19 protein-coding genes, 1 tRNA gene and 5 pseudogenes are annotated in these 24,651 nt (G+C 71.5%); 17 read left to right on the top strand and 8 right to left on the bottom strand.

Features of this window, described 5'->3' with window-relative positions; genetic code table 11:
• Positions 1 to 76: 76 nt before the first annotated feature.
• Genes paaB through VSR01_RS20115 form a run of 4 tightly spaced genes read left to right on the top strand, consistent with a single transcriptional unit; the run spans position 77 to position 2,791 of the window.
• Positions 77 to 343 carry a 1,2-phenylacetyl-CoA epoxidase subunit PaaB gene (paaB, locus tag VSR01_RS20130; RefSeq protein ID WP_326453728.1) on the top strand — a complete coding sequence of 89 codons (267 nt, stop codon included), beginning with the start codon at positions 77 to 79 and terminating at the stop codon, positions 341 to 343.
• On the top strand, positions 340 to 1,107 hold the full coding sequence (gene paaC, locus VSR01_RS20125; protein ID WP_442785501.1) for a 1,2-phenylacetyl-CoA epoxidase subunit PaaC: 768 nt from the start codon (positions 340 to 342) through the stop codon (positions 1,105 to 1,107). The genes paaB and paaC overlap by 4 nt, the downstream gene beginning before the upstream one ends.
• Positions 1,101 to 1,727 (top strand): PaaD-like zinc ribbon domain-containing protein, encoded by a 627-nt coding sequence (locus VSR01_RS20120; RefSeq protein WP_326450571.1) that lies wholly within the window; start codon positions 1,101 to 1,103, stop codon positions 1,725 to 1,727. Before paaC ends, VSR01_RS20120 begins: the two co-directional genes overlap by 7 nt.
• On the top strand, positions 1,727 to 2,791 hold the full coding sequence (locus tag VSR01_RS20115; RefSeq protein WP_326450570.1) for a 2Fe-2S iron-sulfur cluster-binding protein: 1,065 nt from the start codon (positions 1,727 to 1,729) through the stop codon (positions 2,789 to 2,791). Before VSR01_RS20120 ends, VSR01_RS20115 begins: the two co-directional genes overlap by 1 nt.
• Before the next feature lie 60 nt (positions 2,792 to 2,851).
• Here the strand turns inward: VSR01_RS20115 and VSR01_RS20110 are convergent, their stop codons facing one another.
• Positions 2,852 to 3,181 carry a rhodanese-like domain-containing protein gene (locus tag VSR01_RS20110; protein WP_326450569.1) on the bottom strand — a complete coding sequence of 110 codons (330 nt, stop codon included), beginning with the start codon at positions 3,179 to 3,181 and terminating at the stop codon, positions 2,852 to 2,854.
• Positions 3,182 to 3,602: 421 nt separating this feature from the next.
• Positions 3,603 to 4,466 (bottom strand): annotated as a pseudogene (locus VSR01_RS20105) (hypothetical protein); the annotation flags it as partial.
• 382 nt (positions 4,467 to 4,848) lie between these two features.
• Here VSR01_RS20105 and VSR01_RS20100 point away from each other — a divergent pair.
• The 3 genes from VSR01_RS20100 to VSR01_RS20090 all read left to right on the top strand — a co-directional run bounded on the left by VSR01_RS20100 (position 4,849) and on the right by VSR01_RS20090 (position 9,250).
• On the top strand, positions 4,849 to 6,825 hold the full coding sequence (locus VSR01_RS20100; RefSeq protein WP_326450568.1) for a PAS domain-containing protein: 1,977 nt from the start codon (positions 4,849 to 4,851) through the stop codon (positions 6,823 to 6,825).
• On the top strand, positions 6,822 to 8,498 hold the full coding sequence (locus tag VSR01_RS20095; protein ID WP_326450567.1) for an ATP-binding SpoIIE family protein phosphatase: 1,677 nt from the start codon (positions 6,822 to 6,824) through the stop codon (positions 8,496 to 8,498). Before VSR01_RS20100 ends, VSR01_RS20095 begins: the two co-directional genes overlap by 4 nt.
• Positions 8,499 to 8,647: 149 nt before the next feature.
• Positions 8,648 to 9,250: a MarR family winged helix-turn-helix transcriptional regulator gene (locus VSR01_RS20090; RefSeq protein ID WP_442785500.1), complete on the top strand. Its 603-nt coding sequence runs from the start codon at positions 8,648 to 8,650 to the stop codon at positions 9,248 to 9,250.
• Between the two features lie 60 nt (positions 9,251 to 9,310).
• Here the strand turns inward: VSR01_RS20090 and VSR01_RS20085 are convergent, their stop codons facing one another.
• A complete protein-coding gene (locus VSR01_RS20085) occupies positions 9,311 to 9,886 on the bottom strand; it encodes a TerD family protein (RefSeq protein ID WP_326450566.1) in 576 nt (191 codons plus the stop codon).
• Between the two features lie 201 nt (positions 9,887 to 10,087).
• Positions 10,088 to 10,174 (bottom strand) — tRNA-Leu (locus VSR01_RS20080).
• 344 nt (positions 10,175 to 10,518) lie between these two features.
• Here VSR01_RS20080 and VSR01_RS20075 point away from each other — a divergent pair.
• The 7 genes from VSR01_RS20075 (at position 10,519) to VSR01_RS20045 (ending at position 19,154) form a co-directional block, all read left to right on the top strand.
• Positions 10,519 to 11,475 carry a DUF3662 and FHA domain-containing protein gene (locus VSR01_RS20075; RefSeq protein WP_326450565.1) on the top strand — a complete coding sequence of 319 codons (957 nt, stop codon included), beginning with the start codon at positions 10,519 to 10,521 and terminating at the stop codon, positions 11,473 to 11,475.
• Between the two features lie 10 nt (positions 11,476 to 11,485).
• Positions 11,486 to 12,007 (top strand): FHA domain-containing protein FhaB/FipA, encoded by a 522-nt coding sequence (locus VSR01_RS20070; protein WP_326450564.1) that lies wholly within the window; start codon positions 11,486 to 11,488, stop codon positions 12,005 to 12,007.
• 57 nt (positions 12,008 to 12,064) lie between these two features.
• Positions 12,065 to 13,669, top strand: a complete 1,605-nt coding sequence (locus tag VSR01_RS20065) for a Stp1/IreP family PP2C-type Ser/Thr phosphatase (protein WP_442785690.1) — start codon at positions 12,065 to 12,067, stop codon at positions 13,667 to 13,669.
• Between the two features lie 31 nt (positions 13,670 to 13,700).
• Positions 13,701 to 15,086 carry an FtsW/RodA/SpoVE family cell cycle protein gene (locus VSR01_RS20060; protein WP_326450562.1) on the top strand — a complete coding sequence of 462 codons (1,386 nt, stop codon included), beginning with the start codon at positions 13,701 to 13,703 and terminating at the stop codon, positions 15,084 to 15,086.
• Positions 15,083 to 16,549 carry a peptidoglycan D,D-transpeptidase FtsI family protein gene (locus tag VSR01_RS20055; RefSeq protein WP_326450561.1) on the top strand — a complete coding sequence of 489 codons (1,467 nt, stop codon included), beginning with the start codon at positions 15,083 to 15,085 and terminating at the stop codon, positions 16,547 to 16,549. Before VSR01_RS20060 ends, VSR01_RS20055 begins: the two co-directional genes overlap by 4 nt.
• 250 nt (positions 16,550 to 16,799) lie before the next feature.
• Positions 16,800 to 18,824 (top strand): Stk1 family PASTA domain-containing Ser/Thr kinase, encoded by a 2,025-nt coding sequence (gene pknB, locus VSR01_RS20050; protein WP_326450560.1) that lies wholly within the window; start codon positions 16,800 to 16,802, stop codon positions 18,822 to 18,824.
• A gap of 186 nt (positions 18,825 to 19,010) precedes the next feature.
• Positions 19,011 to 19,154 (top strand): hypothetical protein, encoded by a 144-nt coding sequence (locus tag VSR01_RS20045; RefSeq protein ID WP_326450559.1) that lies wholly within the window; start codon positions 19,011 to 19,013, stop codon positions 19,152 to 19,154.
• Here the strand turns inward: VSR01_RS20045 and VSR01_RS20040 are convergent.
• Positions 19,155 to 19,779: pseudogene (locus VSR01_RS20040) on the bottom strand (transposase family protein); the annotation flags it as partial.
• 744 nt (positions 19,780 to 20,523) lie between these two features.
• On the opposite strand from VSR01_RS20040, the pseudogene VSR01_RS20035 reads away from it, so the two are divergent.
• Positions 20,524 to 20,729: pseudogene (locus tag VSR01_RS20035) on the top strand (hypothetical protein); the annotation flags it as partial.
• A gap of 8 nt (positions 20,730 to 20,737) precedes the next feature.
• Here the strand turns inward: VSR01_RS20035 and VSR01_RS20030 are convergent.
• A pseudogene (locus tag VSR01_RS20030) lies at positions 20,738 to 21,603 on the bottom strand (IS5 family transposase).
• 62 nt (positions 21,604 to 21,665) lie between these two features.
• Between VSR01_RS20030 and VSR01_RS20025 the strand changes: the two are divergent.
• A protein-coding gene (locus tag VSR01_RS20025; protein WP_326450558.1) for an IS5 family transposase occupies positions 21,666 to 22,474 on the top strand; the annotation gives its coding sequence in 2 pieces (ribosomal slippage) (positions 21,666 to 22,013 and positions 22,016 to 22,474; 807 coding nt in all).
• 36 nt (positions 22,475 to 22,510) lie between these two features.
• On the opposite strand, the gene VSR01_RS20020 is transcribed toward VSR01_RS20025, so the two are convergent.
• Positions 22,511 to 23,080 carry a DUF3885 domain-containing protein gene (locus VSR01_RS20020; RefSeq protein ID WP_442785499.1) on the bottom strand — a complete coding sequence of 190 codons (570 nt, stop codon included), beginning with the start codon at positions 23,078 to 23,080 and terminating at the stop codon, positions 22,511 to 22,513.
• Positions 23,081 to 23,159: 79 nt separating this feature from the next.
• Here VSR01_RS20020 and VSR01_RS20015 point away from each other — a divergent pair.
• A pseudogene (locus VSR01_RS20015) lies at positions 23,160 to 23,799 on the top strand (transposase); the annotation flags it as partial.
• A 61-nt stretch (positions 23,800 to 23,860) separates the two neighbouring features.
• On the opposite strand, the gene VSR01_RS20010 reads toward VSR01_RS20015, so the two are convergent.
• The gene (locus VSR01_RS20010) at positions 23,861 to 24,574 is read right to left on the bottom strand and encodes a class E sortase (protein ID WP_326450556.1); all 714 of its coding nucleotides are present in this window, start codon (positions 24,572 to 24,574) and stop codon (positions 23,861 to 23,863) included.
• Positions 24,575 to 24,651 lie beyond the last annotated feature (77 nt).

The following is a 24,651-nucleotide window of genomic DNA, read 5'->3' as shown; positions in this document are numbered from 1 at the left end:
CGGCGGCGGGCAGGACGGGGCCGAACAGGCCGGCGGCGAGCGCTCCGGCCGGAGCGGGCCGGGCGGCGGGTGGCCGCTGTGGGAGGTCTTCGTCCGCAGCCGCCGCGGGCTGAGCCACAGCCACGCCGGGAGCCTGCACGCCCCGGACGCCGCCATGGCGCTGCGCAACGCCCGCGACCTGTACACCCGCAGGGCCGAGGGAGTGTCGATCTGGGTGGTGCCGTCCGCCGCGATCACCGCCTCCTCGCCCGACGAGAAGGACCCGTTCTTCGAGCCGGCCGGCGACAAGGCGTACCGGCACCCGACGTTCTACGAGATCCCGGAGGGGGTGAAGCACCTGTGAGCACGCCATCGGTCCCGTCCGCGCCGCCGGCGACCGGCGCCGCGGACCCCGACGACACCGTCGCGGCGGCCGTGCTGGCGCTCGGCGACGACGCGCTGGTGCTCGCCCAGCGGCTGGGGGAGTGGGCCGGAAACGCGCCCGTGCTGGAGGAGGACGTCGCCCTCACCAACATCGCCCTCGACCTGCTCGGCCAGGCCCGGACGCTGCTGTCGATGGTCGGGGACGAGGACGCGCTGGCGTTCGGCCGCGAGGAGCACCAGTTCCGGAACGTGCAGCTGGTGGAGCAGCCGAACGGCGACTTCGCCCGGACCATCGCCCGCCAGCTCTACGTCGCGGTGTACCAGGAGCTGCTGTACACCGCGCTCGCCGGGGCCGGCGGACCGACCGCGGCACTGGCGGCGAAGGCCGTCCACGAGGTGGCCTACCACCGCGACCACGCCGAGCAGTGGACGCTGCGCCTGGGTGACGGCACCGAGGAGAGCCACCGCCGCATGCAGAGCGCCCTGGACGGGCTGTGGCGGTACACGGGCGAGTTGTTCCAGCCGCTCGACGGCCTCCCGGTCGACCTGTCCGCCCTGCACGAGCCCTGGGCGCGGCGGATCGCCGACATCGTCGGCCGGGCCACCCTGACGGTGCCGCAGGGCCCCGACCACACCCCGTGGGCGGCAGGCGCCGGGCGGCAGGGCGTCCACACGGAGTCCTTCGGCAGGCTGCTGGCCGAGATGCAGTATCTGCACCGGGCGCACCCGGGGGCGTCATGGTGACCACCGACGCCACCCTCCCCCCGACGCCGCCGGCCGCCGAACCGACGCCGCTGGAGCGCAGGCTGCTGCGGCTGGCCGGACAGGTCCCCGACCCCGAGCTGCCGATGATCTCGCTGGCCGAACTGGGCGTGCTGCGCGGCATACGCGTCACCGGGCCCGGCCGGGTCCAGGTGGAGCTGACCCCGACCTGGACCGGCTGCCCGGCGCTGGAGGCGATGGCCTCCGACATCACCGGCGTGCTCGAAGAGGCCGGTATGGCTGAGGTGTCGGTGCGCACCGTGCTGACCCCCGCGTGGACGACGGACGCGATCAGCGCGGAGGGCCGCCGCAAGCTCGCCGAGGCCGGGGTGGCGCCGCCGCGGCCGCAGACCCTCGGCGGACCGGGACCGGGCGGACCGGGACCGGGCGGACCGGGACCGGGCGGACCGGGCGCGGGCGGACCGGGCGCGTCGGGCCGGTCCGGCGGCCCGGGACCGGTGGCCGTGGATCTCGCGATCCGCTGCCCGCACTGCGGGTCGACCGACACCAGGCTGCTGAGCCGCTTCTCGTCCACCGCGTGCACGTCGCTGCGCCGCTGCGAGTCCTGCCGCGAGCCGTTCGACCACTTCAAGGAGGTGTGATGTTCCATCCGCTGCGGGTGGCCGAGGTGCGGCCGCTCACGGACGACGCGGTGACCATCTCCTTCGAGGTGCCCGAGGAGCTGCGCGCGGCCTACCACTACGCGCCCGGCCAGCACATCGCCGTCCGCCGCAGGGAGGGCGGTGCCGAGATCCGGCGCACGTATTCGCTGTGCGACCCCGCTCCCGGGCCGGGCGAGGCCGGGCCGCGGCGGCTGCGGGTGGGCGTGCGGCTGGTGGAGGACGGCGAGTTCTCCACCTACGCGCTGAAGGAACTGGCCGCCGGGGACACGCTGGACGTGATGACACCGGCCGGGCGGTTCGTGCTGGAGCCCCGGCCGGGCCGGTACGCGGCGGTGGTCGGCGGCAGCGGCATCACTCCGGTGCTCTCCCAGATCGCCACGGTGCTGGCGCGCGAGCCCCGGGCGAGCTTCTGCCTGGTGCGCAGTGACCGGACCGCGGCGTCGACGATGTTCCTCGACGAGGTGGCGGACCTCAAGGACCGCTGGCCCGACCGGTTGCACCTGGTCTCGGCGCTGTCCCGGGAGGAGCAGCAGGCCGGGCTGCCCTCGGGACGGCTGGACGCCGACCGGCTGACCGCGCTGCTGCCGGCGCTGCTGCCGGTGCCGGAGGTGGACGGCTGGTTCCTGTGCGGGCCGCTCGGGCTGGTCGGCGCCGCGGAGCGCGCGCTGCGCACCCTGGGCGTGCCGCGCTCCCGGGTCCACCAGGAGATCTTCCACGTCGACGAGGTCCCGGCGACCCCGTCCGGCGCCGCCGCGGCGATATCCGGCGGCGGCACGGTGAAGGCCACGCTCGACGGCCGCAGCGGCAGCTGGGCCGCCCGCGGCGGCGAGTCGGTGCTGGAGACCGTGCTGCGCAACCGCTCGGACGCGCCCTACGCCTGCAAGGGCGGGGTGTGCGGCACCTGCCGCACCCGGCTGGTCGCCGGCGAGGTGCGGATGGACCGCAACTTCGCGCTGGAGCCGGAGGAGACCGAGGCGGGCTATGTGCTGGCCTGCCAGTCGCACCCGGTCACGCCGGTGGTCGAGGTCGACTTCGACGCGTGAGCCGCGTGAGATCCCGGGCGAGCCACGGTGCGAGGGGCTCCGCCCGGGTGCCGCGGACGGTCAGAGGACGTAGCCCTCGCCGCCGTCGGCGACCACCGGGCGGCCGGCGGCCTCCCAGTCGAGCATGCCGCCGTTGACGTTGACGGCGTCCACTCCCTGGGCGACGAGGTACTGGGTGACCTGCGCGGACCGGCCGCCGACCCGGCAGACGACGTGCACCCGGCCGCCGTCCGGCACCTCGGCGATACGGGCGACGACCTCGCCCATGGGGATGTGCACCGCGCCCTCGGCGTGACCGGCGGCCCACTCGTCGTTCTCGCGGACGTCCAGCACGATGCCGTCGGCGGGCACGTCGGACACGTCGACGGCGGGAAGCTGGGAGTGGAACATCGGACGCGGCCTCCTGGGGCACGGGCGCCCGTTCGGGCGCGCCTACGGATGGTGTGGCGGCCGGGCCCGGAAGCCGTGACCGCTCAACGGCTCAACGCGAAAAGCTACCTCAGCCTTCCGCGCTACCGGGCTCCGTACCGTCGGACCCACCGGTCTCCGCGTCCGCCCGGCTGGAATCGGCGGCACCGGCGGCCTCCACCCGGCCGGGCTCGGCCGCACCCGCCGCCTCCACCCGCTCGGCATGGGCCGTACCCGCCGCTTCCACCCGGCCCGGTTCGGCCGCACCCGCAGCCTCCACCCGCTGGGCGTCGGATCCACCGGCCGGGGACGCCGCTCCCGGCCCGGCGGCGGACGCGCCGGACGCGCCGGACGCGGCTGCTGCCGCCGCGGCGCGGCGGCGCTCGGCGCGGCCGGGGGGCTTGCGGACCAGCTCCTCCAGGCGGGCCTCTCGCTGCGCGACCTGGGTGAGCAGCTGCTCGGCGATCTCGTTGAGCAGGGCGTCGGGATCGTCGGGGGCCAGCTTCATCATCTGGCCGATGGCGCTCTGGTCCAGTTCGACCGCCTGCGCGGCCAGCTTCTCCTTGCGCTCGGCGAGCCACTCCAGCCGGGCGTAGAGCACCTCGGCCTCGCTCGGCGGCGCCTCCTCCGGCACCGGACCGGCGTCCCACTCCTGCGACAGGGCGCGCAGGGCGTCCTCGTCGGCGTAGGCGTACGCCTCGTTGACCCGGGCGATGAAGGCGCTCCTGCGCTCCTTCTCCGCGTCGTCCTGCGCGAGGTCCGGATGCGCCTTGCGGGCCAGCTCGCGGAACAGCCGCTGCGCCTCCCGGCCCGGCCGCACCCGGCGCGGCGGGTTGGGGTCCTCCACCGGTCGCACCCCGTCGGCGCCCAGCATGCCGCCGAACAGCTCCTCGACCCCCGGCATCGGCATGACGAGCGCCCGCGCCTCCCAGGCCCGCTCGATGTCCTGCCGGTCCCCGCTGTGCGCGGCGACCGCCTCGGCGATCAGCGCGTCCAGCTCGTCCAGGCGCGCGTACATCGGGCCGAGGCGCTGGTGGTGGAGCCGGGAGAAGTTCTCCACCTCGACCCGGAAGGTCTCCACCGCGATCTCGAACTCGATCAGTGCCTGCTCGGCCGCCCGCACGGCCTTGGCAAGGCGGTCCTCCCCGCCGCCGACGCCCCCGGCGGCGGACGCGGCCGGCCCGGTCGGCCCGGTCGAGTCGGCTGATGCGGACGAAGGGGTGGTGGACGAGGCGGTGGACGATTGGGCTCCGGAGGTGTTCGTCACCCGGACAGCCTAGGCCCTGCACGCCCGATCATGGCCGGGCGTCCGCTCTGTGCCCGGGGAGGCGAATGTTCCACGTGAAACCCTCCGGTGATCCGGCGCGGGTCCTGCCCGCCCGTCCCGCGCCGGTCGTCCCGCGGACCGCCACGTACGCCGGTGCGCCCTCCACCGTGCCTTCCACCGCGCCCGCCCAGCGTCCGCCGCCCCCCTGCGCTTTCCCGCCCCGGTACGGCGCTGGCCTGAAGCCACGTCAGCGGACGACCCGTCATCGTCCCACAAGTGGGGGGCAATCCGGCTATTCGGTCGCCTCCGCCCATGGTTTCGTGCTTGCCTTGAGTTCAGGACCCCGTGACCCTATTCAGCGCCGAACCGCAGGTGCACGACGTTGGACGAGAGCATCCGGCCCCTTTCGGCCACCGACAGCGATCCGCACACCGACCGTCCTACCGGCAAGGAACAGCGCGAACCCCGGGAGGCGCACGCCCGGCCCACTGCGGCGACAGCCGCACTCCCGGCGGCGGCGCCCGACGCCGCAGCGGACGCGCCCGCGCGCGATTCCGGCCGCCCCGCGGCCCACCCCGCCCACGACCGGGAGGACCCGGCCCGGCGGCACGACGACGCGACCGACCACGCGACCAACCACGCGACGGCCGACGCCGCGGACGGCGGGCCCCAGGACCGCCCGCCCATGGACCGCAGGCCCGACGCCGGTGTGGCCGCCGTGCTGCGGCTCGCCGTGCTCTGCGTGGACCCCGACGGCCGGATCTCGTACTGGAACCGGGGCGCGGAGGAGCTGTTCGGGCACCGCTGGGAGCACGTCTTCGGGCAGCGGGCGTCGGGGCTGCTGACCGCGCTGCAGCCGGTGGGCGCGCGCGGGAGGCGTTCGGGGGCGCCGCGCCACGACACCCTGGACCTGCTGGACGACCTGACGGACCCCGCGTGGGCCGGCGCCCTCGCCGCCACCGATCGCGACGGCACCCTGCGCGACGTCCTCTGGTGGACGTACCGCCTGGTGGAGCCGGGCGGGAGCAGCCTGCTCGCGATCGCCGCGCACGCCAAGCCGCTGCGCACCGGCAGCCTGCGGATCGCGCTGGGCGGCCGGATGCTGCCGTACGTCCCGGAGGGCCCGCAGCGCCAGGACATCGCGGTCGCCGCAGTGCTCGGCCAGGTCCCCGACGCGGGCTCCCCGGCCGCGCCCGGTCACGCCGCGGACCACGACCGGCCCACCGCGCCCACCGCGCCCACCGCCCCCGGCGGCGCCCGCACGGACGCCGCCGACCCCGACCGCCCGCCCGGCTCCCGGCCGGCCCCGGACCCCCGCGCGGCCTCGGACCCCCGCGCGGCCTCGGACCCCCGCGCGGCCTCGGACCCCCGCGCGGCCTCGGACCCCCGCGCGGCCTCGGACCCCCGCGCGGCCTCGGACCCCCGATCCGCCTCGGACCCTCGGTCCGCCGTCCCGGGCCCGGAGCACGCGCCGTCGCCCGTCCAGGGGGCGCGGAGCGCCGAGGCCGAGCGGGCGTACGCCGCGGCGGCACGGCTCCGCGGCGTCCTGCCCGGGGCCCGGCAGGGCCGCCAGGACCGGATCGTGAGCCGGATCGCCGCGCTGGGACACCCCGCGCTGGAGATCGACGCCGGGACCCGGCTGCCGGTGGTCCCCCACGACTACGTACGCGCCGCCGCTGCCGAACGCGCCGAGCGGGCCGCCCGCCGCGAGCTGCTGCCCGGCCCGCGCGCCGACCGCCGTACCGTCGCAGCCCCGGCGGCCACGGCCCCCACCGGCCCGGCGGCCCCCGCCGGCAACGGTTCGGCGGCGGCCGACGCCCCCGCCGGACCCGGCGCCCCGGACACCGCCCGCCCGGCCACGCCCCTCGGTGCGGGACCGGCGGAGCAGCCCGGCGGACACGGTCAGCCGAGCCCGTACGGCCGCCCCGGCCACCCCGCGCACCTCCCGCACCTCCCGCACCTCCCGCACCTCCCGCACCTCCCGCAGCCAGGGCCCACCACCCCCGCCGCGCCCACCGCACCTTCCACCGCGCCCGGCCACGCTCCCGGCGCCGCCGGCGCCGCTCCCGCCGACCTGTCCAGCGCCTCCGCGCTGACCGCCGTCCCCGCGCCGAAGGTCACGCCCTTCCTCAAGCCGCTCGGCCCGCAGTTCCCCGGCGCCGCCCCGCTGCCCGACGGCCCCGGCGCCCCGCACCGGCCGACCGGTCCGGCCGGCGCAAGCGGTCCGGCGGACCCGACCGGTCCGGCCGACGCGACCAGCCCGGCGGGCGCGACCGATCCCGCCGCCCCGGCCGGTCCGAACGCCCACGCCGCCCCAACCGCCCCCACCGCTCCCCCGATCCCCCGCAGGCCCCGGTGATACGCGCCACCGGCACCGCCCTGGACGAGCAGCTCGACCTGCTGCGCAGGACCGGAGCGGTCGTCGGCTCGACGCTGGACCTGCACACCACCGCCCGCGAGCTGTGCGCGGTGACCGTGCCCCGCTTCGCCGACTTCGCCGCCGTGCTCGTGGTGGACCAGCTGTTCTCCGACACCGAGCCGCCGACGGACGACAAGCCGGGCGACACTGTCCTGATCCGGCGGGTGGCGATCGCCCGCCAGGAGCTGCCGTACGCCTGGGAGACCGCGCTGCCGGAGGGGGAGCTGCTGACGCTGCCGGCCGGCGGGATCGTGCCGCCGCTCGGCGAACCGGTGCTGGTGCCCGTCGTGGACCCGGCGCTGGCCCCGGACATCGCCCTCGACCTCGGCGTGCCGACGCTCGGGCCGCTGCTGGCCGGCCACTCGCTGATCGTCGCGCCGCTCACCGCGCGCGGGACCGTGCTGGGCCGGGTGGCGTTCGTCCGCGGTCCCGACCGCCGCCCGTTCGACCCGCGGGACGCCGCGACCGCCGCCGAGGTGACGGCCCGCGGCGCGGTCCACATCGACAACGCGCGGCTGCACCGGCAGGAGTCGCGCGCCGCGGCGACGCTCCAGCGCTCGATGATGCCGACCCGGCCGCCGCGGCTGCCGGGCGTGCGGATCGCCCACCACTACATGCCCGGCGACCGGCAGGCACAGGTGGGCGGCGACTGGTTCGACGCCATCCAGCTCCCCGGCGGCCGGGTCGCGCTGATCGTCGGCGACGTGATGGGCCACGGCCTCCAGGCGGCGGCGGTGATGGGCCAGTTCCGCACCGCGGTGATCACCATGGCCGCGCTCGACCTGCCGCCCGCCCAGCTGCTGCGCCACCTGGACAACCTCGCCCACCGCCTGGGCACCGAGCACCTGGCGACCTGCGTCTACGCGGTCTACGACCCGATCCAGCGGACCCTGACCCTGGCCAACGCGGGCCACATCCCGCCGGTGCTGGCCGGCTACGACGGGCACAGCGAGCTGCTGAAGATCCCCGGCGGCGCGCCGATCGGCGTCGGCGGGGTGCCGTTCGAGACCGTGGAGATCCCGGTGCCGGACGGCAGCTGGCTGGTGCTGTGCACGGACGGCCTGGTGGAGGTGCGCGGCCAGGGCATAGACGCCGGCCTCGCCGCCCTGTGCTCGCACGTCATCGAGCCCGAGCAGACCCCCGAGGACGTGTGCGGGCAGATCCTCGCCCGGGTGCACTCCGAGGACCGTACGGACGACGTGGCGCTGCTGGTCGCACGGTTCGAGGGCATCGCGCCCGAGGACGTGGTCCGCTGGACGCTGCGGCTGGACCAGGCCGAGGTGGCCGAGGCCCGCCGGCTGACCCGCCGCCAGCTCGCCGCATGGAGGCTGGATCGGCTCGCGGAGACCGCGGAGCTGCTGGTGAGCGAGCTGGTCACCAATGCGATCCGGGCCGCGTCGCACGCGGTGGAGCTGCGGATGATGCGGGTCGGCAAACTGCTGGTCGAGGTGAGCGACGACAACCACAATCTGCCGCAGTTGCAGCGGGCGGACGGCGACGACGAGACCGGGCGCGGGCTGGCCCTGGTCTCGCACCTGTCGCGGCGCTGGGGCACCAGCCGCGAGGCGGTCGGCAAGGTCGTCTGGTTCGAGCTGCCGCTGCCGACGGGCTGACGCGGGATCGGCCCGCGAGTTCGTTGTATTATGCAACTCTCACGGGACGCCGTCGTCGTGCGAGCGCCCGCGAACGATCCGCTAACGACCCGCGAGGGACCGAACGACCCGCGAGAGACCCGCGGGTGGGACCGACAAGGAGTGGCGCGATGACCGGGACGCCAGCAGCGATCTCCGCGGCGGAGGTGCGCGACGCCCCGCCGACCCGGCAGTCGTCCCTGAACAGCATCCAGCGCGAGCTGACCGCGTTCGCCCGCCGCGCCCGGGCCACCGCGGCCCGCATGCACCCCGACCTGTCCCTGGTCTCGTACACGATCCTCGCGCACCTGGAGGAGCAGCAGGGCTGCCGGGCGACGGACCTCGCGGCGCACTACCTGCTGGACAAGTCGACGGTGAGCCGCCAGGTGGCGGCACTGGAGCGGCTGGAGTACATCGAGCGCCGCACCGACCCGACCGACCAGCGCGTGCAGGTGCTGCACCTGGCGCCGAAGGGCGTCGAAGTGCTGACCGCGGCCCAGCTCAACCGGCGGGCGGCCTTCGACCAGCGGCTCGCGGACTGGGAGCCGGCCGACCTGGAGCGCTTCGCGGCCTATCTGCGGCGCTACAACGAGGACGCCGCGTCACACGTCGCGCCGCAGGCCGACGCCGCCTCGCACGTCGCGCCGCAGGCCGACGCCGCCCCCGCCGACCGGGTCGCGGAGCCGGCCGCCGCCGGGCCGACGCGGCGGGCCGACGCCGCCCCCGCCGGCTGAGCGGAGACGGCGTCCATCCGCACGGGAGCCGCGACCGGGCCCCGTGCGGCGGAGCGGGCCTCAGAGGTTGACGCCGAAGTCCTGCGCGATGCCGCGCAGGCCCGAGGCGTAGCCCTGGCCGACGGCGCGGAACTTCCACTCCGCGCCGTTGCGGTACAGCTCGCCGAAGACCATCGCGGTCTCGGTGGAGGCGTCCTCGGTGAGGTCGTAGCGGGCGATCTCCGCGCCGCCGGCCTGGTTCACCACGCGGATGAACGCGTTGCGCACCTGGCCGAAGCTCTGCTGGCGGGTCTCGCCCTCGTAGATGGACACCGGGAAGACGATCTTGTCGACCTCGGCCGGCACGCCCGCCAGGTTGACCTTGATCACCTCGTCGTCGCCCTCGCCCTCACCGGTGAGGTTGTCGCCGGTGTGCTCGACCGAGCCGTCCGGGCTCTTGAGGTTGTTGAAGAAGACGAAGTGCTTGTCCGACACGACCTTGCCCGACGCGTCGAGCAGCAGCGCGCTCGCGTCGAGGTCGAAGTCCGACCCGGTGGTGGTACGCACGTCCCAGCCCAGACCGACGCTGACCGCCGTGAGACCGGGGGCCTCCTTCGTCAGCGAGACATTGCCGCCCTTGGAGAGGCTGACACCCATGGTGGATCTCCCTGCTCGGTTCGGCGCGGGCCGCGCCGCTTGACGATTCCTTTGCCCAATGGGACCAACGGACACCACCCTGCCCCGGTTCCCCGCGCCCTGCCACCGGCGCGCCCACGCGTGTCGCCGACCCTCCGAGCGCGAAAGCAGCACAAAGGAAGAACCCCCGCCCCGGAAAGATCCGGGACGGGGGTTCTGCCGTGGTGCGCGAGGGGGGAGTTGAACCCCCACGCCCTTGCGGGCACTGGAACCTGAATCCAGCGCGTCTGCCTATTCCGCCACCCGCGCATAGGTGCTGTCGTTCGATTCTCACACATCCGGTGGACTGTGCCGTCCCGGTGGTGTGGGAGCGCCTCCCGACACGCAGAAGATTAGCACGCCGCCAGGGGCTCGATCACATCGGTTTGCCGTCACGGGGTACGGGACACTGGGGACAGGGGAACCGGGGACCGTCACCGGACGGCACCTCTACCATCGCAGTGGGCAGGGGGTCCACGGGCAGGGCGGGTGTGAGGGTTGACACTGGCCTGCCCGCCGGGATCGGGGAACCAGCCGTTTTTCCCGCGCGTGGATACGATCAGTAAGCAGTATCGACATGACCCGATGGAAGAGCCCGAGGAGGGAGGTGCCCGGTGGGTGTGATGAAGCGCTTTGAGCAGCGGCTGGAAGGCCTGGTGAACGGCACCTTCGCCAAGGTCTTCAAGAGCGAGGTGCAGCCCGTCGAGATCGCCGGCGCGCTGCAGCGTGAGTGCGACAACAACGCCACGATCTGGAACCGCGACCGCACCGTGGTGCCGAACGACTTCATCGTGGAGCTGAGCGCGCCGGACTACGAGCGGCTGAGCCCGTACGCGGTGCAGCTGGGCGACGAACTGGCCGGCATGGTCGAGGACTACGCCAAGCAGCAGCGCTACACCTTCATGGGCGCCATCAAGGTCCATCTGGAACGGGCCGACGACCTCGACACCGGCCTGTACCGGGTGCGCAGCCGCACCCTGGCCGCCAGCGAGTCGCAGCACCCCGATCACGGCGGCTACCAGGGCCACCAGGGGCAGCAGGCCCACCAGCCGCACCAGGCCCCGTACCAGCCGGGCCCGCAGCCCCAGCAGGGCTACCCGCAGCAGCCCCGCCCGGCCTACCCGGCGCCCGGCGGCCGTCCCGGCCCCGGCGGCCACGGAGCCCCCGGCGGACGCCCCTCCGGCCCGCCGCCGATGCCCGCGGCCCCGCCGCCCGGCGCCCACCGCCCCGGCGGCGCCTCGGTGACCCGGCTGCCCGGCACCGGCGTCCCGGCGGGCTCCCCCGCGGCGAGCACCCGCCGCTGGATCGAGATCAACGGCACCCGGCACCAGATCTCCCGCGCCACGCTCGTTCTCGGCCGTTCCACCGAGGCCGACGTGCGGGTGGACGACCCCGGGGTGTCCCGCAAGCACTGCGAGATCAGGGTCGGCACGCCCTCGGTCGTCCAGGACCTCGGGTCCACCAACGGCATCGTGGTGGACGGACAGCACACCCAGCGCGCTACGCTCCGCGACGGCTCCCGCATCGTCGTGGGGAGCACCACCATCGTCTACCGGCAAGCCGAAGGGTGAAGCGGGGCCAATGTCAGAGCTGACCCTCACGGTCATGCGGCTGGGCTTTCTCGCCGTGCTGTGGCTGTTCGTCATCGTCGCGGTGCAGGTCATCCGCAGTGACCTGTTCGGGACCCGGGTGACCCAGCGCGCCTCGCGCCGCGGGGACGACCGGTCCCGGCCGCCGCAGCAGCGGCAGCAGCAGGCGCAGCCCGCACCGGCCCGCCAGCAGCCGCAGCCCGCGCGGCAGCGCCGCGGCGCCCCGACCAAACTGGTGGTCGCCGAAGGATCGCTGGCCGGCACGACCGTCGCGCTCCAGGGCCAGACGATCACCCTGGGCCGGGCGCACGACTCGACGATTGTGCTCGACGACGACTACGCGTCCAGCAGGCATGCCAGGATCTACCCGGACCGCGACGGCCAGTGGATCGTCGAGGACCTGGGTTCCACCAACGGCACCTATCTGGACCGGAACCGGCTGACCACGCCCACGCCGGTTCCGCTGGGTGCGCCGATCCGCATCGGCAAGACCGTCATCGAGCTGCGGAAGTAGTCGCACAATGGGCGAGCGGAGCCACGACGCGCGAGCGAGAGGGTGGGCAGCGTGCGGATGTACCCGGAGCCGACGGGGGAGGTGCGCATGTCCCTGAGCCTGCGTTTCGCCGCCGGTTCGCACAAGGGCATGATCCGCGAGGGGAACGAGGACTCCGGCTACGCCGGCCCCCGTCTGCTCGCGATCGCCGACGGCATGGGCGGCCAGGCCGCCGGCGAGGTCGCCTCCTCCGAGGTGATCTCCACCATCGTCACGCTCGACGACGACATCCCCGGCTCCGACATCCTCACCTCGCTGGGCACCGCCGTACAGCGCGCCAACGACCAGCTGCTGCACATGGTCCAGGAGGACCCGCAGCTGGAGGGCATGGGCACCACGCTCACCGCGCTGCTGTGGACCGGCCAGCGGCTCGGCCTGGTGCACGTCGGCGACTCGCGCGCGTACCTGCTGCGCGACGGCACGCTGACCCAGATCACCCAGGACCACACCTGGGTGCAGCGGCTGGTCGACGAGGGCCGCATCACCGAGGAGGAGGCCACCACGCACCCGCAGCGCTCGCTGCTGATGCGCGCGCTGGGCAGCGGCGAACACGTCGAGCCCGACCTCTCCATCCGCGAGGTGCGGGTCGGCGACCGGTATCTGATCTGCTCCGACGGTCTGTCCGGCGTCGTCAGCCACCAGACCCTCGAGGACACCCTCGCCGGCTACCAGGCCCCGCACGAGACCGTGCAGGAGCTGATCCAGCTCGCCCTGCGCGGCGGCGGACCCGACAACATCACGTGCATCGTCGCCGACGTGCTGGACACCGACGACGGCGACACGCTGGCCGCGCAGCTCAATGACACCCCAGTGGTCGTAGGCGCGGTCGCCGACACCCAGCTGCCGCTGTCCGACCCGCGGCACCTGCAGACCCCCGCGGGCCGCGCCTCGGAGCTGGGCCGCACCCCGCACCAGGGCGGCCCCTCCGGCGCCTTCGGGCCGCCCGGCAGCGGCGACCCCGGGCAGGCCGGCGTGCTCGGCTCCTTCGGCGCGTACGACGACGACGCCTTCGACAAGCCCAAGCGGCGCGCCTGGCTCAGGCGCACCGTCATCGCGGTGGTGGTGCTGGCCGTCGTCGGCGGCGGGCTGTACGGCGCGTACGCCTGGACGCAGACGCAGTACTACGTCGGCGCCAAGGACGACCACGTCGCGGTCTACCAGGGCATCGACCAGAAGCTGGGCTGGATCAGCCTGTCGAAGGTGCACAAGGACCGCACCGACATCCCGCTGAAGTACCTGCCCTCGTACCAGCGCAAGCAGGTCGAGGACACCATCGCGGTGAGCAGCCTCGGCCAGGCGTCGGACAAGGCCGACGAGCTGGCCCAGCAGGCGGACGTGTGCCGGAAGGTCGCGGACGCCCGCACGGTCGTCGGCAGCGCCGGCTCCGGGGCGGCCAAGACCGCCGCGGGCTCGGTGGGCGCGGGCGGGGCCACCGGCAGCGCCGGCACGCAGAGCGGGCAGAAGAAGCCCGCCGGCACCCCCACCACGTCTCCCGGCAAGACCCCCGCCAAGGGGGGCACGCCCACGGCCGGCAGCACCCCGACCCCGTCCACCGCCCCCACCCCGCCCCTGACCGACAGCGAGAAGAAGCTGGCGCAGCAATGCGGTACCGGTCAGCAGTAGGAGCGGGAGCAGCAGGAGGAGCCGGCTCTTCATGAGCGCCAGCAACACCACCACCATCACCTCGATCGGCGCGCCCAACCGCCGCAACACCGAGCTGGCCCTGCTCGTCTTCGCCGTGGCCATCCCGGTGTTCGCGTACGCCAACGTCGGCCTGGCCAAGAACGACTCGGTGCCGGCCGGCCTGCTCGGCTACGGCCTGGGCCTGGGCGTGCTCGCGGGCATCGCGCACCTGCTGGTGCGCAAGTTCGCCCCGTACTCCGACCCGCTGATGCTGCCGATCGCCACCCTGCTCAACGGCCTCGGCCTGGTGCTGATCTGGCGGCTGGACCAGGAGCCGGTGCTCGGCTCGGCGATGGCGCCCAAGCAGCTGATGTGGTCGACGCTCGGGGTGGCGCTGTTCGTGTGCGTGCTGGTGTTCCTCAAGGACCACCGCATCCTGCAGCGCTACACCTACATCTCGATGTTCCTGTCGCTGGTGCTGCTGGTGCTGCCGGTGTTCTTCCCCGCGGTCTACGGCGCCCGGATCTGGATCACCCTGCCGGGCATCGGGTCGCTGCAGCCCGGCGAGTTCGCCAAGATCATCATCACCGTCTTCTTCGCCGGCTACCTGATGGTCAAGCGGGACGCGCTGGCGCTGGCCTCGCGCCGCTTCATGGGCCTGTACCTGCCGCGCGGCCGCGACCTCGGCCCGATCCTGGTGATCTGGGCGATGAGCATGCTCATCCTGGTCTTCGAGACCGACCTCGGCACCTCGCTGCTGTTCTTCGGCCTGTTCGTGATCATGCTGTACGTGGCCACCGAGCGGACCAGCTGGATCGTCTTCGGCCTGCTGCTCAGCGCGGGCGGCGCGGCCGTGGTCGGCAGCTCGGAGCCGCACGTGAAGGTGCGCGTCCACGACTGGCTGCACCCGCTGGAGCTGGCCTCCAACGGCGGCGTCACCGAGACCGCGCAGTCGATGTACGCCTTCGGCTCCGGCGGCCTGTTCGGCTCCGGCCTCGGCCAGGGCTACTCCCGGCTGATCGGCGGCATCGCGCCCAAGAGCGACTACATCCTGGCCACCGTCGGCGAGGAGCTGGGGCTGGCCGGGCTGATGGCGATCCTGCTGCTCTACGCGCTGCTCATCGAGCGCGGGGTGCGCACCGCGCTGGCCGCCCGCGACCCGTTCGGCAAGCTGCTGGCGATCGGCCTGTCCGGCGCCTTCGCGCTCCAGGTGTTCGTGGTGGCCGGCGGTGTGACCGGGCTGATCCCGCTGACCGGCATGACGATGCCGTTCCTGGCCCAGGGCGGCTCGTCGGTCATCGCCAACTGGGCCCTGGTCGCGATCCTGCTGAGGATCAGCGACACCGCGCGGCGGCCCGCCCCGGCCCCCGCGGCCTCCCCCGACGCCGAAGCGACCCAGGTGGTGCGCAGCCAGTGAACAAGCCCCTGCGACGCGTCGCGGTCTTCTGCGGCCTGCTCGTCCTCGCCCTGCTGGTCCGGGTGAACTACGTCCAGTTCGTCCAGGCCGACCAGTTGTCCAACGACGTGCACAACCGCCGGGTGGCGATCAACCAGTACGCCCAGCCGCGCGGCGACATCATCGTCGACGGCAAGGCGGTCACCGGCCACACCACCACCACCGGCAGCGACTTCAAGTACAAGCGCACCTACACCGACGGGCCGATGTGGGCGCCGGTGACCGGCTTCGCCTCGCAGGCCTACGGCACCACCTTCCTGGAGGGCGTGGACGACAAGTTCCTCACCGGGGACGACGACCGGCTGTTCTTCAACCGGACCATCGACCTGCTCACCGGCAAGGAGAAGAAGGGCGGGAACGTCGTCACGACGCTCAACGCCAAGGCGCAGGAGGCCGCGTACAAGGGCCTGGGCAGCAAGAAGGGCGCGGTCGCGGCGATCGACCCGCGCACCGGGGCGATCCTGGCGCTGGCCAGCACCCCGTCGTACGACCCCGGGTCCTTCGCGGGCAACTCCGCGACGGACGAGAAGAACTGGGTTGCGCTGGACAAGAAGAACGACCCGGACGACCCGATGCTCAACCGGGCGCTGCGCCAGACCTACCCGCCGGGCTCGACGTTCAAGCTGGTCACCGCCGCGGCCGCGCTGCAGAGCGGGAAGATCGACGACATCGACAAGAAGACGTCGACGCCCGACCCTTACACCCTGCCGGGCACCACCACCCCGCTGGTCAACGAGGGCCACATCCCCTGCAAGGACGCCACGCTGCGCAACGCGCTGAAGTACAGCTGCAACACGGTCTTCGGCAAGCTGGGCGCCGAGGTCGGGCTGAAGGACATGGTCGACGAGGCGGAGCAGTTCGGCTTCAACAAGGAGCAGTTCGTGCCGGTGCGGGCGGACGCCAGCAACTTCGACACCAAGATGTCGGACGACCTGCTCGCCCAGTCCTCCATCGGCCAGTACGACACCGCGGCCACCCCGCTGCAGATGGCGATGGTCGCCTCGGCGATCGCCAACAACGGCGTGCTGATGAAGCCGTACGAGGTGGACAAGCTGGTGGCGCCGAACCTGAGCACCATCTCGCAGACCAGCCCGAGCGAGCTGAGCAAGCCGCTGTCCCCGGAGAACGCGCAGAAGCTCCAGTCGATGATGGAGACCGTGGTCAACGAGGGCACCGGCACCAACGCCAAGATCTCCGAGCCGGGGGTGCGGGTCGGCGGCAAGACCGGCACCGCCCAGCACGGCGTCGGCAACGACAAGGCGCCCTACGCGTGGTTCGTCTCCTACGCGATGACCGACCAGGGCTCCCCGGTCGCGGTGGCCGTGGTGGTCGAGGACGGCTCGGCCAACCGCGACGACATCAGCGGCGGCGGCCTGGCCGCGCCCATCGCCAAGAAGGTGATGGAGGCGGTCCTCCACAAGTGAGAAGCGCCACACCGCGCGCGGTGTGGCGACCGGGTCCGCCGCAGGTACCGGTCAGGTATCAGCAGGCGCACGGGGCGCAGTTGCGCGCGACACGCCGGGTAGCGTATCCCCGTGCAGGCGCAGGCTACGGCTTCACGGATTCGGTGATCGACGGTCGTCGGGCCGATAGTCGGATGGATGGCAGGAACCGCCGTCGGAGCAGGGCACGGCAGGGCCGGTCAGCGAACGGGTTTGAGGAGAGGGCAGAGCTATGGAAGAGCCGCGTCGCCTCGGCGGCCGGTACGAGCTGGGCTCGGTGCTCGGCCGCGGTGGCATGGCCGAGGTGTACCTCGCCCACGACACCCGCCTCGGCCGTACCGTCGCCGTGAAGACGCTGCGGGTGGACCTCGCTCGCGACCCGTCCTTCCAGGCCCGGTTCCGCCGGGAGGCCCAGTCCGCCGCCTCGCTCAACCACCCGTCGATCGTCGCCGTCTACGACACCGGCGAGGACTACGTGGACGGGGTCTCGATCCCGTACATCGTCATGGAGTACGTGGACGGCTCCACCCTGCGCGAGCTGCTGCACTCCGGGCGCAAGCTGCTGCCCGAGCGCGCCATGGAGATGACCGTGGGCATCCTCCAGGCGCTGGAGTACAGCCACCGGGCCGGCATCGTGCACCGCGACATCAAGCCGGCCAACGTCATGCTGACGCGCACCGGCCAGGTCAAGGTCATGGACTTCGGCATCGCCCGCGCGATGGGCGACTCCGGCATGACCATGACGCAGACGGCGGCCGTGATCGGCACCGCGCAGTACCTCTCCCCCGAGCAGGCCAAGGGCGAGCAGGTCGACGCGCGCTCCGACCTGTACTCCACCGGCTGCCTGCTCTACGAACTGCTCACCGTGCGGCCCCCGTTCGTCGGCGACTCGCCGGTCGCGGTGGCCTACCAGCACGTGCGCGAGGACCCGCAGCCGCCGTCGGTCTTCGACCCCGAGGTCACGCCGGCGATGGACGCGATCGTCCTCAAGGCGCTCACCAAGGACCCCGACTACCGCTACCAGTCGGCCGACGAGATGCGGGCCGACATCGAGGCGGCGCTGGACGGCCAGCCGGTCGGCGCGACCGTCGCGATGGGCGCGGCCGGCGATGGCTACCCGCAGCCCTACGGCGACGGCGCGGCCACCACCGCGCTGCCCGCGCAGGGCGGCGACCAGCACACCACGATGCTGCCGCCGATGCGCGAGGACGACGGCGGCTACGGTTACGACGACCGGCCGGACCGGCGCCGCCAGAAGAAGAACAACACCTCCACAGTGCTGCTGGTCATCGCCGGCGTGCTGGTGCTGATCGGCGCGATCTTCCTGGGCAAGGCGCTGTTCAGCAAGGACTCCGGCGGCGGGAGCGAGGCGGTGCCGTCCTTCATCGGTCTGTCGCTGCCCGACGCCAAGGCCAAGGCGGCGAACGTCGACCTGACGATCACCGAGGGCGACGCGATCGACTGCCCGACCGTGCCGCTGAACATGGTCGGCAAGCAGACGCCTGCGGCCAACGCGCCGGCGCCCTCCGACAAGCAGGTCACCGTGCAGCTGTGCAAGGGCAAGCCGCCGGCCGACGTGCCCAACGTGCTGCACGACGAGGTCAACAACGCCAAGCAGGAGCTGATCAACCACGGCTTCACCAACATCACGGTGAAGTACAAGGACTCCACGACGGACGACCCGAACATCGTCCTGGCGCAGGACCCGTCCGGCGGCGAGAGCAAGGCGCTGAACACCAAGATCACGCTGACGGTCTCCAAGACCCCGGAGAAGCAGACCCCGGTGGACGTCACCGGCGTGCCGTACGACAACGCCAAGGCGCAGCTGAAGGCGCAGGGCTTCACCAACGTCACTCGGGCGCAGCAGGACATCCCTTCGGACACCACGGCCAAGGGCAGCGTGGTCCAGCAGACGCCGGCGCCGAGCGACGGCGCGATCTCGCTGGACACCCAGATCGTGCTGACGGTCTCCTCCGGTCCGGAGCAGACGCAGCAGCCGCAGCAGACGATGCCGGATGACCTCGTCAGCAAGACGGTGGGCGACGCCAAGGCCGAGTTGAACGCACTGGGTCTGAACCTGCAGATCACCGCGGTGGGCCCGGACGGAAACCCGGTCGGCGACGACGCCCGCATCTACAACGTCCAGCCCGGCGCGGGAAGCCAACTCCAGGAGGGCCAGCCCGTCCAGCTCCAGGCGTTCGGCGGCGGAGGCGGCCCGGGCGGCGGCAACGGCGGCGGCCCCGGCGGAGGCAACTGAGAAAATCCTTCCCTGCTCATCACCAAGCTTTTCAGCGAGGCCACTGATGGGGTGACGAGGAGGCAACGCACAAGGCACCCGTACCATCGAGAGGTGTTAGACGTTTCAACTCGTCAGCGCAGGTGCCTCGGCGGCCTCCTATGCTGCTGCGCCCAGCCTGCCTCATACGCTGGTTGCGCGGTCGCCATGCTCATCGTCACCGAAAATGTGACCGCCACTGCAAGCTTCTGCGGCAGCCAACTCGTCGGTCTGGTGCGCCTGCACAAGCACGACACCCTGGCTCCCGATCGCAGCATCTCCGTCGCTACGCCTGGTTGCGGGTCGGCGTGATCATGCGCTCAAGGCAAGGTTGTGCATACCGGCGACGGCTTGGACAGCGTGGTGGAGGGCGGGACCCTTCTGGCGGCAGTCGCGGAGGATCTTGTAGGTCTTCATGCGGGCGAAGGCGTGCTCGACACGGGACCGCACCCGTCGGTACTCGGCATTGTCGGCTTCCTCGCCGGGAAGCAGGGACCGGCCGGGGTGCTTGCGGTGCGGGACGACCAGGCCGGTGTTGATGTACGCGCCGTCGCCCAGCACGGTGGCGTCCTGGCACTGCTCGGGCAGGCCCGAAGCGCGCCAGACCTGCGCATCGGCCCGGTTGCCCCGCGCCGGACGGGCGGTGGCCACCACCAGACGGGTGTCCGCATTGATGACGACCTGCACGTTCGCCGAGAACCGGTAGCTGCGCGACGACGCTCCGAGGGTGCGGTCACGCACCGGGATCAGCGTTCCGTCCACGATCCACAACCGCTCCGCATTTTCCGTGCGACGCGCCACCGGCCCCAGCGCGAGCAGCGGACCAGCTTCTGGCTCACCCGGCAGACCATTGCCGGCGAGACCCCGAACAGCGGCGCCAACTGCCGAATTGTGAGGTTCGTGCGGTGTACACCGCCACCACCCGCACCCGCTCAGCCCTCAGCACCCCACCCACAGGAGAAATGCCCACAGCCGTGGCTCGAATTTCCCGACTCAGCCGATTCCATAGACGACGAAATCATCCACAGTGGACGGCCCCACTCACGAAGTCGGCGCCCGACGTGCGATAATTCTGCTCGCCGAACACGTAGATGCAGTGACCAGGAGCATGCACAGTCACGGGACCGGCATAATACGCATAGCTTCCCTGATCAGTATGCGTAGGCGGAATGATCGAGCAGGTCGACGCGGGTGAAGTTTGCGCACATTCAGCCAACTCGACCGCCATGAACTTGCTCGTTCCGTACCCGCCGGCAGTCGTGGAAACCGTCACGGCACAGTTGTCACCAGTCGACGAGTCGTAGTAAAGATGCACATTCGCCTCCTCCACCCCTTGCAAGGGCCCATTGATCCCATACATCGGGTAGGTGTCAATTTCGCTGCCACTACATCCGTACGCCGCCGTGGCAGCACTGGCCGATGGTGAGAAGACGAGTCCTCCCCCAGCAGCAGCAGAGCACCTCCAACTACAGAGACAGCCTTGCGCATCTCATTCTCCTTCGCCTGACTCGCTGATTCCCTCTATTCATTCTGACACCCAGAGGTGCAGCAGGCAATGGGGTGAAAATCGATCAAACTTCTCACTTGCCATATTATGCAGATCACACCCGATGAGCCATTTTATATCTCATTTGAAAGCAGTGCAGAATGGGACATTAATATCGAACAAGACCTGCTTACCATGATATTTATACCGCGTCCCATTTGGAGGTCACTCGTTGGGCTCCGCACGGAGCGGGGTACCTGGAGCTGGAAGTGTTCCGGACGGGGTCATGGGATAGCGCGAAGCCACTGATCCCGCCGTCCAAGGTGCGTCTGCAGGATGGAGAAACGCAGGACACGCCTGACGAGACGTTGTTTGCAGCGATCACCTACGTCCTGGTCAATAACAGCGGCTAACACAATGAGCTGAGTTGTCGGTGAGTGATGAGGCAGCAGGCGAGTTTGAGGAAGGCCTCGTGGATGTCGGCCCTTCGTTCCCAGCGGGTGCGGAGTCGTTTGAACCCGTGGAGCCAGGCGAAGGTGCGTTCCACGACCCAGCGGTAGGTTCCCAGGCCGGTGCCGTGCCTGGTTCCCCGGCGGGCGATGGCCGGCACGATGCGGCGGGCGCGGACCTGGTCGCGGTAGACGTCGTGGTCGTAGCCGCGGTCGGCGAACAGCGAGTCGGGCTTGCGGCGCGGGCGGCCACGTCGGCCGCGCACCGGCGGAACCGCGTCGAGCAGTGGCAGGAGCTGGGTGACGTCATTGCGGTTGCCGCCAGTGAGCAGCACTGCCAGCGGGGTGCCGTGCCCGTCGGTGATCAGGTGGTGTTTCGAGCCCGCCCGGCCTCGGTCGACCGGCGACGGGCCCGTCGCGAGCCCCCTTTTAACGCCCTGACGTGCGAAGAGTCCACCACGCATCGTGACCAGTCCAGGCGCGAGGCCGCGTTGAGCTCGGCGAGCAGGACCTCGTGAAGACGCTGCCAGACTCCAGCCTCGTTCCAGTCCCGTAGCCGCCGCCAGCACGTCATCCCTGAGCCGAAGCCCAGCTCCTTGGGCAGGTACTCCCACTGCACCCCGGTATGCAGCACGTACAAGATCCCGCACAGCACATCCCGGTCCGGCACCGGCCTGCGGCCCGGATACCGAAACCGCCGCTCCCGCCTCGGCAACAGCGGCTCGATCCGCTGCCACAAGTCATCCGACACCTTCCACGGCTCAGCACTCACACCAAACCGAACGCGCAACAACCACCCTGGACAGGGCCACCAGGACCGAACCACCTCATTGTGTTAGCCGCTGTAAGAGGTCGCTTCCTTTGGCGTGATCGTTCGTTGCGCCGTGCATGACAGATCTGGTTGAGCGGTTGGTGCCGGAGGAGTTGTGGGTGCTGTTCCGGCGGGTGGTGCCGCCGACTGAGGTGAAGCGCCCGCAGGGCGGTGGCCGGCGCCGGGCCGGTGACCGTGACGCTCTGGCCGCGATCATCTTCGTGGCGACGTCAGGCTGCACCTGGCGGCAGCTGCCGCCGGTGTTCGGGCCGGCCTGGCCCACGGTCTACCGGCGTTTTGCCCAGTGGAGCCGGGACCGGGTCTGGGCCCGGCTGCATCGAGTCATGCTCGACGAACTCGGTGCTCGGGGTGAGCTTGACTGGTCGCGGTGCGCGATCGACTCGGTCAGTGTCAGGGCTGCAAAAGGGGGCCTTTGACGGGACCGAATCCGACCGATCGAGGCAAGCTGGGATCGAAGATCCACCTGATCACCGATCGCAACGGGCTGCCGCTGTCCCTGGGTATCTCCGGTGCGAACATGCACGACAGCCTGGGCCTGGAGCCGCTTGTGCGCCGGATCCCGCCCATCCGCTCCCGCCGCGGCCCGCGCCGTCGGCGCCCGGCGAAGCTGCACGCCGACAAGGGTTACGACTACGACCATCTGCGTCGGTGGCTTCGCAACCTTGGCATCCGCCACCACATCGCCCGCAAGGACGTGGAGTCCTCACAGCGGCTCGGCCATCACCGGTGGGTAGTGGAGCGGACCGTAAGTTGGCTGGCCGGCTGCCGCCGCCTCCACCGCCGCTACGAACGCAAGGCCGAACACTTCCTCGCCTTCGTCGGCATAGCTGCCCTCCGTATCTGCTTCCGTCGGCTGACCACCTGATTCCCACCACGAGGGCGGGGTGGTGAACCAGTCCCGTCAGAGACCCGACGGGTGACGGGAAAGCCAGTCGGCATGCCGATCGCGCATCTGATCCCGCTCCTCGGGCGTGGCGAGAAAGACATCGGCGCCACCGTCGTAGGGGTGGTAGATACGCCCCATCTGGGTGTCGGTGATGAGGACTCCCGCAACATTGTCGTCCGCGATGTCGCGGAGCAGCTCGTCGAGGCAGCCGTATCGCCAGGGCTGGCGGGCGGCGAAGAGGTGGCAGTAGGTACGGAACTCCGGATCTGGATCGTCCTCCACCAACAGGCTCTGCCAGTAGCCAGCATCTGGCTGGAATGGCGGAACCTCGGCTTCGGTCGCCCAAACTGGAGTGATCACATAGACATCCTCACCGGCGAACAACTCATCGAGGACGGTGTTGTACCGCTCCAGGACGACGGTGTACTCGCTCTCGTCGTCCGCGTATCGCTTCGACTCCGGCAGGCTGTGGAACCGCACCCAGGCATTCCGGTACGGGTCGCGGAGCTTGTACCCAACCGGAGGACAGTTGGGCCAGTGCTGCTGCCACAACTCCGTCAAAGCCGCCGTTACGCCTCCAGACATCTGCCGTACCCGTCCTCTCCCGCAGCGGCCTCTACCGATGGTCATGATGCCCCGCGCCCGTTCACCAAGAGAAACGACTTCTAAGTGCGCCCGGCGGGCTCTGCCCTGCGTTTCGGGCTATCGAAGTCGACGGCTCACAGCAGCTTCCTCATCTGTTCAAGAGCCGGTGCCTGGGGACGGCTACACGAGGAGATCTTGCATCACCAGGACGACGCCAGCCTGCCCGATCCGTCCCGCGCAGTCCTCGGCTCGGTCCACGTGCGCACCAAAAGGGGGCGACCTCACGGGTCGGAGCCCCGTGGACCGGGCTAAACCGGGCTCCAGGATGCACGTGTTGTCGGACGCGAACGGACTGCCCCTCCTCGTCGGCGTCTCCGCAGCGAACTCCACGACAGCCTCGCGCTGAAGCCGATGGTCGACGACCACCCAAGCCGACACGATCCCTGCCACGGCCGGTACTTCAAGCCCCGTCAGCTCCATGCGGCCAAGGCGTACGACGTCCCCCACCTGCGAAAAGTGGTTGGGGGCAAGGACATGGGTGCCGCATCGCCAGGAAAAAAGCCGAGTCCAGCGAGCGCGTCGGCCGCCGCAGATGGGTCGTCGAACCATGTCCTGGCTCACCAGTTACCACCGTCACGAACGCCATTCCCGCAACTACCTGGCCTTCCTCGGCCTCGCAGCCGCCATCTGCTGCTACACGACTCGTTCGCCTCACCACATACGACACAGCCGTTACACCGGATCGACTTGCTCCGGGCCACATCCGATGGCGCGGCCGAGCTATCGCAGCTCGGCCGGCGGCGTGCGCTGGGGGTCGACCTTTTGGGTGCGGACGAGTTGGCCCCAGACGATGTAGCGGTAGCGCGAGGTGTAGACCGGGGTGCAGGTCGTCAGGGTGATGTAGCGGCCGGGCTTGGTCTTGCCCGACTCCTTCGGGACCTGGGCGGTGACGGCGACGTTGTACTTCGAGGTCTGGTCGAGGATCTTGTAGACCTTGTAGACGTACCAGGTGTCCTTGGACTCGAAGACGATCGGGTCGCCGTCCTTGATCTTGTCGATGTTGTGGAACTTCGCGCCGTGGCCGTCGCGGTGCGCGGCGAGCGTGAAGTTGCCGGTCGGGTCCCAGGGCAGCGCGGAGGGCGTGGGCTTGGTGTAGTAGCCGGCCACGCCCTCGTTGAGGACCTTGGTCGAGGTGCCCTTCTTCACCAGCACCTCGTAGTGCTTGCCCATCGCGGGGACGTGCAGGAAGCCGATGCCGTCACCGGTGTCCAGGCCCTTGGGTGCGGCGTTCCCGCCGGTGGGCCCGGACTGCGCCCACTGCTGCCGCACCTTCTTCGCCTCGGCCTTCTCGTGCCGGTCGGCGATGACGTTGGTCCACCACAGGGAGTAGACGACGAACAGGGCCAGGAGCAGGCCCAGGGTGATGAGGATCTCGCCGATGACGCTGATGGTGGCCGCGACGCGTCCGCGTCCGCCGCGTTGGTCGCTGGTCACACTGGTCCGTTCTTCGGTCGTTCGTCGCTTCGTGGCTTCGTGGCTTCGTCGGAGCCGGCGTCGGCGCGTGAGGCCAC

This window comes from Actinacidiphila sp. DG2A-62 (assembly GCF_035825295.1).
In the GTDB taxonomy this organism is placed as follows: Bacteria; Actinomycetota; Actinomycetes; order Streptomycetales; family Streptomycetaceae; genus Actinacidiphila.
The sequence above is the reverse complement of the archived record's forward strand: the minus strand, read 5'-3'. Positions and strand labels throughout refer to the sequence as shown.

What these genes read in the sequence shown, in the direction of transcription:
- VSR01_RS20120 (WP_326450571.1), top strand. Translation starts at nt 1,101, where the DNA reads ATGGTGACCACCGACGCCACCCTCCCCCCGACGCCGCCGGCCGCCGAA.
- VSR01_RS20115 (WP_326450570.1), top strand. Translation starts at nt 1,727, where the DNA reads ATGTTCCATCCGCTGCGGGTGGCCGAGGTGCGGCCGCTCACGGACGAC.
- VSR01_RS20110 (WP_326450569.1), bottom strand. Translation starts at nt 3,181, where the DNA reads ATGTTCCACTCCCAGCTTCCCGCCGTCGACGTGTCCGACGTGCCCGCC.
- VSR01_RS20090 (WP_442785500.1), top strand. Translation starts at nt 8,648, where the DNA reads ATGACCGGGACGCCAGCAGCGATCTCCGCGGCGGAGGTGCGCGACGCC.
- VSR01_RS20085 (WP_326450566.1), bottom strand. Translation starts at nt 9,886, where the DNA reads ATGGGTGTCAGCCTCTCCAAGGGCGGCAATGTCTCGCTGACGAAGGAG.
- VSR01_RS20070 (WP_326450564.1), top strand. Translation starts at nt 11,486, where the DNA reads ATGTCAGAGCTGACCCTCACGGTCATGCGGCTGGGCTTTCTCGCCGTG.
- VSR01_RS20065 (WP_442785690.1), top strand. Translation starts at nt 12,065, where the DNA reads ATGTACCCGGAGCCGACGGGGGAGGTGCGCATGTCCCTGAGCCTGCGT.
- VSR01_RS20060 (WP_326450562.1), top strand. Translation starts at nt 13,701, where the DNA reads ATGAGCGCCAGCAACACCACCACCATCACCTCGATCGGCGCGCCCAAC.
- pknB (WP_326450560.1), top strand. Translation starts at nt 16,800, where the DNA reads ATGGAAGAGCCGCGTCGCCTCGGCGGCCGGTACGAGCTGGGCTCGGTG.
- VSR01_RS20045 (WP_326450559.1), top strand. Translation starts at nt 19,011, where the DNA reads ATGCTCATCGTCACCGAAAATGTGACCGCCACTGCAAGCTTCTGCGGC.
- VSR01_RS20020 (WP_442785499.1), bottom strand. Translation starts at nt 23,080, where the DNA reads ATGTCTGGAGGCGTAACGGCGGCTTTGACGGAGTTGTGGCAGCAGCAC.